A 12,588-nucleotide genomic window follows, 5' to 3' on the forward strand; every position below is an offset into this window, starting at 1 on the left:
ACGCAGCGCCCGTCTCCAAACCCGAAAAGCAGGAAGAGAATCAGCAGAACTCACGATGCCATTGTTGCCACAATCCGAAAAAGAGGCTGGACAGAGTCTCGCGCCAGATGCCAGTGCGGTCCGCGATCAGCTTAAACGGCTCCTTGCACACCCGCTATTCGCAAACAGCAAGCGCTACCCCGTGTTTCTGGCTTACACGGTCGAGCAAACGCTGCGTGGCAATGCGGGCGATCTAAAGGAACGGACGATAGGGGTCGAGGCCTTTGGACGTGAGCCAAACTACGATGTAAACCTTGATCCAGTAGTCCGTACGACAGCGGCCGAAGTCCGGAAGAGGCTGATCCAGTACTACTACAACACGGATCATGCCGGAGAGCTGATCGTCGAACTTTCGGCGGGCTCCTACGTTCCCTCGTTCCGGGATCCAACGGTCTCCGTGAACCTCGAATCCGGATCGCTGATCGCGCAGAGGAACGGGACGACACCGCAGGGCTCTCCCGCAACCGAGTCTAAATTTGCCGAGGCAGCCCTACCTCCTCCCGTGCTGAGCGGGCAGCGATGGATATCTACCGCAACCTTATTACTGGTGGCCCTTCTCGCAGGATTCGGAATGGGACGTATCCAAATCCCTCGGAAGCAGTCGAACCTGGAACGCTTTTGGGAGCCGGTGACAGCGGCTTCAGGCAAGGTCACATACTGCCTGGGGCAACCGATCGATGCGGTCGATCGAGAGCGCACAACGCCAAACGGGATGCCCCTCTATGGCCGTCTCGATGTCTCGGACGTGATCACGTTGGCGCGATCCATTGTTCCTCTCGTCCCAAAGGGCGGCGATTTTCGCGTTGTTTCCGATTCAGAGATCGGCTATACGCAGCTACGCGAAGGTCCCGTCGTGCTCATTGGCGCCTTCGATAACATTTGGACCATGCGGATTACCCAGGACCTCCCCTTCGGATTCGAGTACGATTCGCAGGTGCGAAGACTCGTAGACCGCAAGAGTCCCGAGAAGAGGTTTTGGACCCTCCAATGGCAGGTGCCTTACACAAAGCTGGCAAAGGACTATGCCATCATCGCCAGGATTCATGACAGAGTAACGGGGCAGCCAGTCATTATCATTGCGGGGATTCTAGGGGAAGGTACCGAAGCTGCCAGCGAGGTCGTCTTCAAGCCTGCGTATCTCGATGAGATGTTGAAGAAGGCGCCTAAGAACTGGGACCAACTCAATCTGGAAGCGGTGATCGAAACGAATGTCATCGAAGGCCACGCAGGCCCTCCCACGGTGCTCGCTGTCGAGACCTGGCGGTAAGGCACTAGAGCAAATCTCCTGTTGCCAGCAAGTTGAATCGGGCGTGCAGTTTGCGCCTGATCTCACCTTCGCGTATTGTCGCCTCAAGCAATTTTGAAGAACCTGGGCGGAGGTTTTGTACGATGGCAAAGATCGTCTATGGATTGCAACAGTCTTTGGATGGCTACGTCGACCATCTTGCCATGAGGCCAGGTCCTTTGCTCTCTCGTCACTTCATAGAACATGTGCGCGACCTGACGGGCGTTGTGTACGGTCGCCACACGTACGAGATCATGCGTTATTGGGAAGAAGACCTTCCGGATTGGGACGCGGAGGAACGCGACTTCGCGGCGATGTGGCGGAACCTGCCGAAGTGGGTTGCGTCGCGCACGTTGAAGTCGGTCGGACCCAACGCCACACTTGTCGGGGATGACATTGAGGCGACGATACGCAGGCTGAAGGAGCAGCAAGCTGGGGAGATTGACGTTGCCGGACCAGACCTGGCTGGAAGCCTAACCGACCTTGGTCTTATTGATGAGTATCGGCTCTACCTGCGCCCCATCGTGCTTGGTCGCGGCAAGCCATTCTTCTCCGGCCCGCGGCCGCCGCTCCGCCTTGTTGCCAGCGATCTCATTGCCGAGGACGTGATCAGGTTGACGTACATTCCTGCTTAGAGCAACTCGCCCGATGGACTGTGCCGCGGCGTGTCTCGCTGACTTTGCCGTATGATACGTGCCCTGTGACGGTCCACCACTCCAACAGTAACTTCAAGATAAGTATATGGTTACGGGGATAGAGCTGTGCTCCTACCCGTTGGAGCTTTTACATCCTCTCCTTCCCATTAGATTCTGCAATCGTAGTCGCCCCTTCTCGCACCGCCGCGATGTCTTCTGGCCTTATTTTTTGCCATCGCAGCATCGCCGGGGCGACCTGGAGCCACGATGCAGAGGTGCAACTCGCTACTTCTCCTTTTGATTGTTACGGCAGCCATCCTTGGAGTCGCCAGCGCGTCGAGATACCTTGCGTTAGCGATTTATACCAGTCGAGTTGAAATCCGAAAGATAAGGAGACCTCTCAAATGAACGACGTAGCAACCCTGGGTCAGACGGGTAGTGCAGTTCGAGTTGATCGGACAAGCACCGGGAAAGAGCACTTTGAGGTGTTGGATGGATTGAGAGGCAGTGCGGCCATTCTGATTGTGATCTTTCACGTCTTCAATTACTCCTTCGGCTGGGATACTCCTCTGAGCCTGATGCACCATGCCTACCTGGCGGTCGATTTCTTCTTCGGGCTCTCCGGCTTTGTCGTTGCCTATGCCTACGATGACCGATGGACACGAATGTCTACCCTCCAATTCTTTCGCATCCGGCTCATTCGGCTTCATCCGCTGGTGCTGGTGGGCGCAACCTTTGGCCTTCTCGGCTATCTTTTCGATCCCTTCGGCAAGGGGATAAACCATACCTCAGCGCCGATGTTACTGCTGGCCTATGTGACTTCGCTTCTCCTGTTGCCTTCTCCGCCAGTAGGAGGCCGGCAGAACGAAAGCCAGGCACTGAATGGGCCAGCGTGGTCCCTCATGCAGGAGTATCTCGGAAATATTGCGTACGCTCTGATTCTTCGCCGACTGCGTGCGCTCACACTCGGAATCATCTTCGGAGTCTCCGGACTGCTGCTCCTATGGACCGCTAATATGAAAGGTTCGCTGGATGGAGGCTGGGGATATCCGGAGATCTGGATGGCACCCCTGCGGCTGACCGTCTCTTTTGTGATGGGTCTTTGGCTGTACCGTATTCAGGCTCGTATCCGCCGTCCTAAAATTGGCCTCCTGATTCTTTCGATTCTTCTTGTGGTCATCTTTCAGGCGCCGAAGTTTCCCAACGCAGGCGGGCTTTCTTTCAATGGTCTCTATGATGCTGCGTGCGTGCTGTTCTTATTCCCGCTCATCATTATTTGTGGCGCGCACTCTGATGCCGGTGCAGGCATGATGAGGTTGTGCAAGTTCAGCGGCAGGCTCTCCTATCCTCTCTACATCACACATATCGCGTTCGTATATATCATTGCGAACTTCGCTCATACGAGACATCCGTCCAGGTCCGTGCTGCTGACTTATATCTTCTTGCTTCTGCCCTTCGTGATTGCTGTAGCATGGCTAGTTCTTAAGTACTTCGATGAGCCTGTCCGTGCGTGGCTGACCCGCCGCTACGGTATAAAACGAGCAGCAGCATAATGCCCGAAATAATCACAGCATAGAAGCCGATTTATTTTCAGAAAACGGAGGACGAAAACATGATGTTGAAGAAATATTCTGCAATCACTCTTTTTTGTGTCGCAGTCTCTGGTGTCATTGCCGCCGGGGCACAGACAAGTCCCTTCAGTGCTGAAGCCAAACAGAAGGCCGAGTCTCTCCTGAAGCAAATGACTCTCGACGAAAAGGTCGGTCAACTCAATGAATCGTCCGGTCTAGTGGCGCCTGGCATCGCTAAAGAGAAACCAGACGATCTCATTGCCAACGGCGGAGTAGGCTCGATTCTTTGGCAGATGGACGTCAAGGAGATCAATCGCCTGCAGCATATCGCGGTCGAAAAATCACGTCTTCATATTCCAATCATCTTTGGCTTTGACGTGATTCATGGATATCGAACCGTCTTTCCAGTACCGCTGGCGATGGCCTCTTCGTGGGATCCCTCGGTCGAGGAGCAGGCACAACATCTGGCCGCACAGGATGCACGCGCTGCCGGGATTGATTGGACTTTTACGCCGATGGTCGATATTGCGCGTGACGCTCGGTGGGGTCGCATCGTGGAAGGTGCCGGAGAGGATCCAGTTCTCGGTTCCGCAATGGCTCAAGCACAGGTCCGCGGATTTCAAGGCACGAAGCTTGGACAGAACAGCGTACTGGTGACCGTAAAGCATTTTGCCGGCTACGGTGCAGCCGACGGCGGCCGTGACTATGACTCTTCCTATGTGCCGGAAGAACTGCTTCGCAATGTTTACCTGGTTCCTTTTCACGCAGCGGTTCAGGCCGGGGCCGGTGGAATCATGAGTGCCTATATGGATCTGAACGACGTGCCGGCGACTGGCAACCATTGGCTCCTAACCGACGTTCTCCGAAAGGATTGGGGGTTCCAGGGCATTGTGCTTTCGGATGCCTTTGCAGTCGGAAACCTCGTTACCCATGGTTACGCGAGCGATAGCGAAGATGCGGCCTATAAGGCGATCACTGCGGGCCTGAACATGGATATGGCGAGTCTCACCTACACACACAATCTTGCAAAGGTAGTGAAAGAGGGCAAAGTCAGTGAAGCCTATATCGACCAGATGGTGTTGCCGATTCTGGAGGCGAAGTTCGATCTAGGACTCTTCGAGCATCCCTACGTCGACGAAGCTAGTGTCGATGCGGTCCTGGACCGCTCCGAAGGTATCGCGCTCGAGCGCAAACTGGCGGGGCGTTCCATGGTCCTGCTTCGCAATGAGAACCGCACTCTTCCCCTGTCGAAGGGGCTGAAAAAGATTGCTGTGATTGGCCCTCTCGCAGATGCGGCCCATGATATCGAGGGCGGATGGACGGTGGAGGGCCTCTTCGGAAAGGGGTCCAAGAGTCGCCCGGTGACTGTGCTTGCCGGTATCAGGAACAGGCTGGGTTCCGATACGCAGATCACACTTGTCGCCGGGCCGCTGCCGTCGAAGGTTTATACCGGGATGTTGGATCAGTTTCTAGGTACGAAGGCTTTACCTCCACCTACTCCTCAAGAGACCGCCGACTGGATTGCCAAGGCCAAGGCAGCGGCCGCCGACGCTGACCTCGTCGTGGCCGTCATGGGTGAAACGGCGAACATGAGTGGCGAAGCAGCTTCGCGAGCCAGCCTGGATCTGCCAGGAATCCAGGAGCAGATGTTAGAAGCTGCTGTTGGCGTTGGCAAGCCGGTGGTGCTCGTGCTTGAAAATGGCCGCCCTCTCGATATTCACTGGGCCTCTGAACACGTGCCGGCCATCCTCGAGGCCTGGTACCCAGGTACACAAGGTGGCAATGCCGTAGCCGACGTACTCTTCGGAGATGTGAATCCTGGCGGGAAGCTGCCGGTAAGTTGGCCGGGCGCGTCGGGCGTCGAGCCACTCTACTATAACCACACTTTGACCCATGATCCCGAAGATCGCCCTGGCTTCACGTCACGCTATTGGGATGTCGCCTCCAAGCCGCTTTACCCTTTCGGATACGGCCTCAGCTACACGGCGTTCAAATTCTCCAACCTCCATCTCAGCAAGAACAGTATGAGCGTGAGCGATAACAACGAGGTAAGCGTCGACGTCACGAATACGGGCTCTATCGCGGGGGATGCTGTTGCACAGATTTATATTCATCAGCGCTATGGTTCGGCCTCTCGCCCCGTTCGCGAACTCAAGGGATTTGAGCGGGTTCTCCTCCAGGCGGGAGAGACCAAAACTCTCACGTTTCCTCTTGGAACGGAACAACTGCATTTTTGGAGTCCGCAGTCGAAAACCTGGGTGGTGGAACCCACCGATTTCGATGTGTGGGCCGGAGGAGATTCAACGGCAAGTCTTCACGCGGAATTTAAAACCACGCAATAAACGTTCGGTGCACGTTGCTTTGCTACTGCCACCGTGCGTGATCCTCTTCGCGTGGGTTGCAGTGAAGTATTTCGATGAGCCGATCCGCACCAAGCTCCGTCACTACAGCCTTCAGAAGAGGAACGTCCAGCTCTAAAGAGGACACTATGCAAATCCGGTATGCCCTTGTCGACGCCTTCACAGAACGCCCGCCGGGAGGGAGCCCCGTCGCAATTGTTCCTCATGCCGAGACGCTGGATGAACCAACCATGCGGCGAATCGCGGGAGAGCTTAATCAGGTCGCGACGACATTTATTCTTCCGCCCAAAAATGATTTCGCGGATTGGAGGTTGAGATCTTTCACCACAGATGGCCACGAGGTCTTCGGCGCAGGACACAATTCGCTCGGTGCGTGGTGGTGGCTGGCGAAGTCTGGAGATCTTATGCTGGATGAAGGCCGCAATCACTTCATGCAGGAGATTGGCGGGGAGCTCTTGCCTGTGGAAGTTCGCTGCCAGCACAGCCAGCCTGTCACGGTTGCCCTTACGCATATGTCTCCTGTATACGGAGCTGTTTGTGAGGATTTTCCGAAGCTTGCCAATGCCCTTGGAGTAGAGGATGAGGACATCATGTTGTCTTTGCCGGCACAGGTAGTTTCGACGGGAGTAGCTCATCTGCTTGTCCCGGTAATAGATCGAGAGATCGTAGCCAAGGCTCAACCAGACCCTCAACAACTCAAACGCCTCCTTCAAGAAGTAGACGGGGAGGGGTGTTACCTCTATTGTCTGGATGACTCCGAGTTCCCATCCTCCGTCGCGCATGCTAGATTTTTCAATTCAGCACAAGGGATTGTCGAGGAGGCCGCTACTGCGACTGCTGCTGTACCTCTGGCCGGCTTCATGCTGAGATACGGAATCGCCGGGAACAGGAAAACCCTTTTCATTGAACAAGGATATGAGATGAAGCGCCCATGCGTTTTAGAGGTTGAGATTGAAGACGATGTTTTGCGACTGGCAGGTCGAGCTATCACGGTAATGGAAGGGATGCTTCACCTCTAGTCTTGCCTGATGCTGTTCGTCGCAGATTATCGCCCTTTCAAGCGTATGTCTCGCGAGGAGGAGCCCACGTAGGCGGCGGCGTCCGGAATATACCGCCAATCGGCGGCGGACGTGTCCCAAACGCTTTGGGTCCTGGGCGAGACCGTGATATCGACCTGTTGGCTTGCTCCAGGCTTCAAATGAATCTTGCTCCAGCCACCCAATCGCAGAGGTGGTTCCCCAGCGTAATCAATTCCAAGGTAGACCTGCGGAACTTCTGCCCCTTCAACAGTGCCGTCATTCTTGACCGTGAACGACACGTGGAGAGTGTGATCCGGATCGTGTTTCAGGGAGAGGTCCGAGTATGCAAAGTGGGTATACGACAGCCCATAGCCGAACTCAAAAAGCGGTGCAAGTTTCTTCGCGTCGTACCAGCGATAGCCTATATTGAGTTTTTCGGAATAGACAGGATCTTTAGAAAGGGCGCCGGTAGCGCCCCAGGTGGGAGTATCCTCGTCCCGGGCAGGAAACGTAAACGGCAGCTTGCCGGAAGGATCCACCTTGCCAAACAAAACATTGGCGATTGCTCTGCCTCCCGCTTCGCCTGGATACCAGGCTTCGACGATCGCCGCGACCTTATCTTTCCACGGCATCAGAACCGGATTACCACTCTCGATCACAACGATCGTATGAGGGTTGGCGCTTGCAACAGCCTCTACCAGTTCATTCTGGTTCGAGGGGTTCTGCAAACTGAGAGTCCTCAAATCTCCGAAGTCTTCCCCGGCGGGCTGCGCGACTACGACAATCGCGAGGTCTGACCGGCGTGCCAGCGCGACGGCGTCGGCGATTTCACCCGGACTATAGGCGCGGAAGGGAGCGTGCTCGTCCTGGACCCCAGAAAATTCGACTTCGCTGGCCGGCGATAGTTCGCGAATGGCTTTTGTCAGAGGAACAGGAACCTTCAGCCACGGATTGCGCCACCATCCGCAGCCATTATGGTCGACGAATTCCAGACCTTCACACCCAGTGAACGAGCCCGTCACCGGATGCATCGTGTCTCCAGAACCACCACCGGACATCACGGCTACGTCTGCATGGGAGCCGACGACTGCAATACGCTTCAGCTTTGAGGCTGATAGCGGAAGCTGCTGACGATCGTTCTTGAGCAATACGATGGATTGTTCCTCTACGGATTGTGCGAAGGTCCGCGTTGCATCGAAATCGATCTTTTCTCCACCGAGGGGAGGATGATCCATAACGCCGGAAGAGATCATTGCGTAGAGTTTGCGGCGCACCATATCGTCGACCCGCTCCTGGGTGATGTCATGGTTGGCCAACGCGAACAGGACTGGGACACGCCCGAAGTAAGAAGGGCCCGCATCGCTTCCCTCTTCTTCATCAAGGCCGGCGTTGATCGCCTTTGCCGTCGTGTGAGTCGCTCCCCAGTCCGACTGTACCTGGCCCGCAAAGTGCCATTGCGTTTTCAGAATGTCCGTAAGAAGCACGGAATTCTCGCAGGCATACTCGGCATTCAGCCGGTTATAGCTGCACATAACGCTTGCCGGATGGCCCTGTTCAACGGCGATTTCAAAAGGTAATAAATAAAGCTCTCGCAGGGTGCGGTCATCGATGCGGCTGTCTCCACCTATGCGGTTTGTCTCCTGTTCATTTCCCGCAAAGTGTTTGATCGACGCCATCACCTTCTGGCTCTGCGTCCCGTTCGTGCGCGCCACCAACAGTTCCCCCGCAAGGAGTGGATCTTCGCCTAAGTACTCGAATGCCCTGCCTCCTCTGGGCTCTCTTGTGAGATTCGCACCTCCGCCAAGACCCATTGCGAATCCCTGGGCTCGCAACTGGATCGCTATTTCACTCCCGTAGTTATAAGACAACTGCCTGTCCCAACTGGCAGCAAGAGCAATGGTCGCAGGGAAAGTAGAGCTCGGCTGGGTGGTGCTCCCTGAACCCGTGGCCGAATCGGAGATATTGATGCCGGGGATATGGAGCCTAGTTACACCCTCGATATATCCGCCTCCGCCACCTGGTGAGGCATTGGAGGGATACCTGGAGAGAATCAACTGAAGCTTCTCGTCGAGAGTCAACTTCTTCAGTAGTTCATCTGCACGCCGCCAGGCAGCGTCATTTGGTGTCCCGCTCTCCTGGGCCTCGGCCGTTATCGTGAGGGAAACGGCAAAAGACATCACCAGAAGCACTGCGATCCATACGCGATTAGGCTGCATGTCATTCCTTCGCATTCTCAATGAACTTTCCCTCAAATCCAAAGCTTCGGTTCTTTCGACCGCAGCGATCGTCGCTATGTCATGAAGCCGAAGAGTATCCGATCCAATGCTTTGTATAGAGCTCTTCCTGTCCGCATGGTGTTCCAGCGTGATCGCCAACTATCACAATACTTCCCCCTTCAATTCTGGATAAGCACCATCGCGTATGGAGCAGACCGATGTCGCGCAAGCCCCTGTTGCGACAATCACTTAAGCCTGGACTCAGCGCCTGTATGGACGGCTGTATGCTACAGCGCAACGGCGATGGCCTTGCCCTCGGGCCTCCGTTCGGAGGCTGCGCGGCAGAAAGACGACCGCGTCCGCTTCAAAACACTCTGGGGGCATGAGCTGAAGTCGGCAAGTTTTTTTGCAAATTCAGGGAACCATCGAAAAACTCCCTTCGTATGAGTCTACGTAAGCAGCAATGAGATCGCTAAGCGGCAAACAACGCCAGGCGAATCACCCACAACCGAAAAGTTGAATGCTTTTCCACCAGCGGTCGCGGCCCCCGTGCGCGACAAAGGAGATCTACCCATGTACTTAGCTATCACGACAATCGTCCTCGCCCTCACCGTGTTCGTTCCGTCCTTCATCGGACTTCGCGCAAGCACCAATGCCAACTGGCGCTCGCTGTAGTCGCAAACGGAACACAACAACAACATCCAACCATTCACCCCATAAGGAGATCCACCATGTACTTCGCGACTGAAGTTGCCGTTCTTGCTCTTACCGTTCTTATCCCCTCACTCATCGGCCTGCGCGACCGCACCAATTCGGACTGGCACCACAACAACTAGACAAACCAGATCAACATCCCGTAGTTTGCGCAGATGGGCCGCCCCAAGGGTGGCCCTTGGTGTGTCCGGACCCTCAAACACGCTTCTCGCCGCCAACCGTTATAGACAAGAAACCGGCGCCCCTCGAAGAATCCGAATCGCAGAAGCAATGATTTCGTGATCGACGCAGATCGGTAATCCGCGTTGCCTGGAAGTGCCGGAATGCCGCTTCTGCGATGGTCATGAAACCTGAGACATTCACAGCGGTCGTATCCCTATTGCCAAGGAATATCCTAAGCGTCCGCTACCGTCACCTGATCTAACAACGGCTACGGGATAATAGCTTATGATTTTTATTCCTGTTCTGCTCAGCGTCGTGATCTGGGCGTGGCTACTGGTTGGACATGGGGTTTTCTGGAGGTCCGGACCCGTTCTAGGAGCTGCACACCCGACGCGGCGGCTCAAAGTGACGGTCGTGATCCCAGCCCGGGATGAGGCCGAGCATATCGCAGACACTCTGAGAGCTCTGCTCATTCAGCAGTTCGACGGCGAGCTAAAGATCGTGCTGGTAGACGACAACAGCTCAGATGGAACGGGAGCCCTTGCGCGTGAGTTGGCGGTAACGGACGGACGCCTCAGTGTCCTGGACGGAGAGCCGCTGAAAGCCGGCTGGACCGGCAAGATGTGGGCGGTCTCGCAAGGTTTACGGCAGGTGGAAACGCTGGCGGCGGACTATGTTCTGCTCACCGATGCCGATATCGTGCACGGACCAGGACACTTGGCTTCCCTTGTCTCCCGTGCAGAACGAGATCAACTCAGTCTTGTGTCGGAGATGGTTCGTCTGCGGTGCGAGAGCCTTGCCGAGCGAGCTACGCTGCCGGCCTTTGTCTTCTTCTTTCAGATACTCTATCCCTTTCGCTGGGTTTGCGATCCGGGGAGAACGACAGCTGCGGCTGCGGGCGGTACGATGCTGGTATCTCAGGAAGCCTTACGAAAAATTAATGGCGTAAACAGAATCAGTGCGGCACTAATCGACGATGTGGCTCTGGCGCGAGAGATCAAGCGTGAAGGCTACAGAATCTGGCTTGGACACGGCGACCAAGTGGTCAGTAAACGGAGATATGCCGGATTCAGCGACGTATGGGAGATGATTGCGCGAACAGCCTACGTGCAGCTTGAGTACTCGCCCTGGGTCCTCATAGGAACATGCGTCGGCATGCTGCTGGTGTATGTTGAGCCGGTACTGGCCGGCATCTTCGCAACTGGCGCGCTGCGTTGGAGTGGGGTGGCTTGCTGGATCGCCATGGCCTTAGCCTTCCAACCCACACTTTGGCGTTACCGGCGTTCTCCCGCATGGGGATTGCTACTCCCGGTGATTGGGCTGTTCTATCTGATGGCGACAATCGGTTCAGCAGTGCGGTTCTATCAGGGACGAGGCGGGGAGTGGAAGAATCGGAACTATCCGGTTCATCAGTAACGAAGCCTTTCTGATCTGGATGATTCTCACCGACCGCATCTCTCAGCCTACTTCGCTTATTGTGGAACAGGCAGTACTGGCAAGAACGCAAGAACAACCACAATTCTGTCATCGATGAAACACATACAAATGGAGAATAGAACCCATGCACTTGCAATTCGATCCGGCATTTCACATGTTGCTCGTTGAAAGTTATGAACGCCTCACCGGACAAAGCCTGGTTCCGAGTGGATTGAACACTGAGGAGTCTGCAAGATGGCTGTATACAGATGCGCCATTTGCCGTTCTCGCCCACAATACAGCGCCAGATGCGGTCTTCATTTATGGGAACAAAGCGGCACAGCTGCTCTTTGAGTATCGATGGGACGAACTCACTGCATTGCCCTCACGTTTATCTGCCGAACCGTTGGAACGTGAGGAGCGGCAACGATTTCTGGAACGTGTGGAACTCGACGGGTTTATTACGGGTTATTCTGGCGTCCGGGTCACGAAATCGGGAGCGCGCTTCCAGATTATGAACGCAACTGTCTGGCAGTTAATAGACGAGAACGGAAGCCATCAAGGACAGGCGGCAATGCTTCCTCAATGGAAGCCTCTTTGAAATAGAACACTCGCTACTCTCAATGCATATTTTCAGATATTCGGAGTGGATGGACAATCAAAATGAGTCTTCGCATAGCAAAGATCTTCCTGCTCATCGCAGTTGCGTTCTACTACACGTTGGTCGTCTTCAATAATTTGACAGACTACGGATCAAATTATGCGTTTGTGCACCACGTTCTCCTCATGGACACAACCTTCCCAGGCAACCGTGGCCTGTGGCGCGCAATCCATTCAACGCTTGTGCAAACGATGTTCTATGACGGGATTATTGGTTGGGAGGGGGCGACCGCGTTGCTGACATGGATCGGAGTTGTCCAGTTGCTACGTGCCGTTCGCAAACAGCCGTCCGTCTTCAATGCCGCCAAGCGGTACTCGATCATCGCTCTTACCCTGGGCATGCTTCTGTGGTTTACCGCATTCATCAGCGTAGGCGGCGAGTGGTTTCTCATGTGGCAATCGAACATCTGGAATGGAGAAGACAAAGCATTTCATATATTCGTTGTGCTCGGAATCATCTTGCTGCTGGTCGCACTTCCGGACACGGAGGCTCAGCAGTAAGTTAACTCGC

9 protein-coding genes are annotated in these 12,588 nt (G+C 55.1%); 8 read left to right on the forward strand and 1 reads right to left on the reverse strand.

Features of this window, described 5'->3' with window-relative positions:
* Positions 1-55: 55 nt before the first annotated feature.
* From ACIX8_RS13115 to ACIX8_RS13135, 5 genes are all read left to right on the forward strand, one after another.
* Positions 56-1,306, forward strand: coding sequence for a hypothetical protein (locus ACIX8_RS13115; RefSeq protein ID WP_014265825.1), 1,251 nt, complete (start codon positions 56-58; stop codon positions 1,304-1,306).
* A 122-nt stretch (positions 1,307-1,428) separates the two neighbouring features.
* On the forward strand, positions 1,429-1,959 hold the full coding sequence (locus ACIX8_RS13120) for a dihydrofolate reductase family protein (protein ID WP_014265826.1): 531 nt from the start codon (positions 1,429-1,431) through the stop codon (positions 1,957-1,959).
* A 404-nt stretch (positions 1,960-2,363) separates the two neighbouring features.
* Positions 2,364-3,512, forward strand: coding sequence for an acyltransferase family protein (locus tag ACIX8_RS13125; RefSeq protein ID WP_014265827.1), 1,149 nt, complete (start codon positions 2,364-2,366; stop codon positions 3,510-3,512).
* A gap of 59 nt (positions 3,513-3,571) precedes the next feature.
* A complete protein-coding gene (gene bglX / locus ACIX8_RS13130) occupies positions 3,572-5,872 on the forward strand; it encodes a beta-glucosidase BglX (RefSeq protein ID WP_014265828.1) in 2,301 nt (766 codons plus the stop codon).
* A 146-nt stretch (positions 5,873-6,018) separates the two neighbouring features.
* Positions 6,019-6,909: a PhzF family phenazine biosynthesis protein gene (locus ACIX8_RS13135; protein WP_014265829.1), complete on the forward strand. Its 891-nt coding sequence runs from the start codon at positions 6,019-6,021 to the stop codon at positions 6,907-6,909.
* Between the two features lie 26 nt (positions 6,910-6,935).
* On the opposite strand, the gene ACIX8_RS13140 is transcribed toward ACIX8_RS13135, so the two are convergent.
* Positions 6,936-9,125, reverse strand: coding sequence for a beta-glucosidase (locus ACIX8_RS13140; protein WP_014265830.1), 2,190 nt, complete (start codon positions 9,123-9,125; stop codon positions 6,936-6,938).
* A gap of 1,161 nt (positions 9,126-10,286) precedes the next feature.
* On the opposite strand from ACIX8_RS13140, the gene ACIX8_RS13145 reads away from it, so the two are divergent.
* The 3 genes from ACIX8_RS13145 (at position 10,287) to ACIX8_RS13155 (ending at position 12,578) form a co-directional block, all read left to right on the forward strand.
* On the forward strand, positions 10,287-11,417 hold the full coding sequence (locus tag ACIX8_RS13145) for a glycosyltransferase (protein WP_014265833.1): 1,131 nt from the start codon (positions 10,287-10,289) through the stop codon (positions 11,415-11,417).
* A 145-nt stretch (positions 11,418-11,562) separates the two neighbouring features.
* On the forward strand, positions 11,563-12,018 hold the full coding sequence (locus ACIX8_RS13150) for an MEKHLA domain-containing protein (RefSeq protein ID WP_014265834.1): 456 nt from the start codon (positions 11,563-11,565) through the stop codon (positions 12,016-12,018).
* A 62-nt stretch (positions 12,019-12,080) separates the two neighbouring features.
* A complete protein-coding gene (locus tag ACIX8_RS13155; protein ID WP_014265835.1) occupies positions 12,081-12,578 on the forward strand; it encodes a DUF2165 domain-containing protein in 498 nt (165 codons plus the stop codon).
* Positions 12,579-12,588 lie beyond the last annotated feature (10 nt).

Origin of the sequence: Granulicella mallensis MP5ACTX8 (assembly GCF_000178955.2) — a bacterium.
Lineage (GTDB): Bacteria > Acidobacteriota > Terriglobia > Terriglobales > Acidobacteriaceae > Granulicella > Granulicella mallensis.

What these genes read in the sequence shown, in the direction of transcription:
- ACIX8_RS13115 (WP_014265825.1), top strand. Translation starts at nt 56, where the DNA reads ATGCCATTGTTGCCACAATCCGAAAAAGAGGCTGGACAGAGTCTCGCG.
- ACIX8_RS13120 (WP_014265826.1), top strand. Translation starts at nt 1,429, where the DNA reads ATGGCAAAGATCGTCTATGGATTGCAACAGTCTTTGGATGGCTACGTC.
- ACIX8_RS13125 (WP_014265827.1), top strand. Translation starts at nt 2,364, where the DNA reads ATGAACGACGTAGCAACCCTGGGTCAGACGGGTAGTGCAGTTCGAGTT.
- bglX (WP_014265828.1), top strand. Translation starts at nt 3,572, where the DNA reads ATGATGTTGAAGAAATATTCTGCAATCACTCTTTTTTGTGTCGCAGTC.
- ACIX8_RS13135 (WP_014265829.1), top strand. Translation starts at nt 6,019, where the DNA reads ATGCAAATCCGGTATGCCCTTGTCGACGCCTTCACAGAACGCCCGCCG.
- ACIX8_RS13140 (WP_014265830.1), bottom strand. Translation starts at nt 9,125, where the DNA reads ATGCAGCCTAATCGCGTATGGATCGCAGTGCTTCTGGTGATGTCTTTT.
- ACIX8_RS13145 (WP_014265833.1), top strand. Translation starts at nt 10,287, where the DNA reads ATGATTTTTATTCCTGTTCTGCTCAGCGTCGTGATCTGGGCGTGGCTA.
- ACIX8_RS13150 (WP_014265834.1), top strand. Translation starts at nt 11,563, where the DNA reads ATGCACTTGCAATTCGATCCGGCATTTCACATGTTGCTCGTTGAAAGT.
- ACIX8_RS13155 (WP_014265835.1), top strand. Translation starts at nt 12,081, where the DNA reads ATGAGTCTTCGCATAGCAAAGATCTTCCTGCTCATCGCAGTTGCGTTC.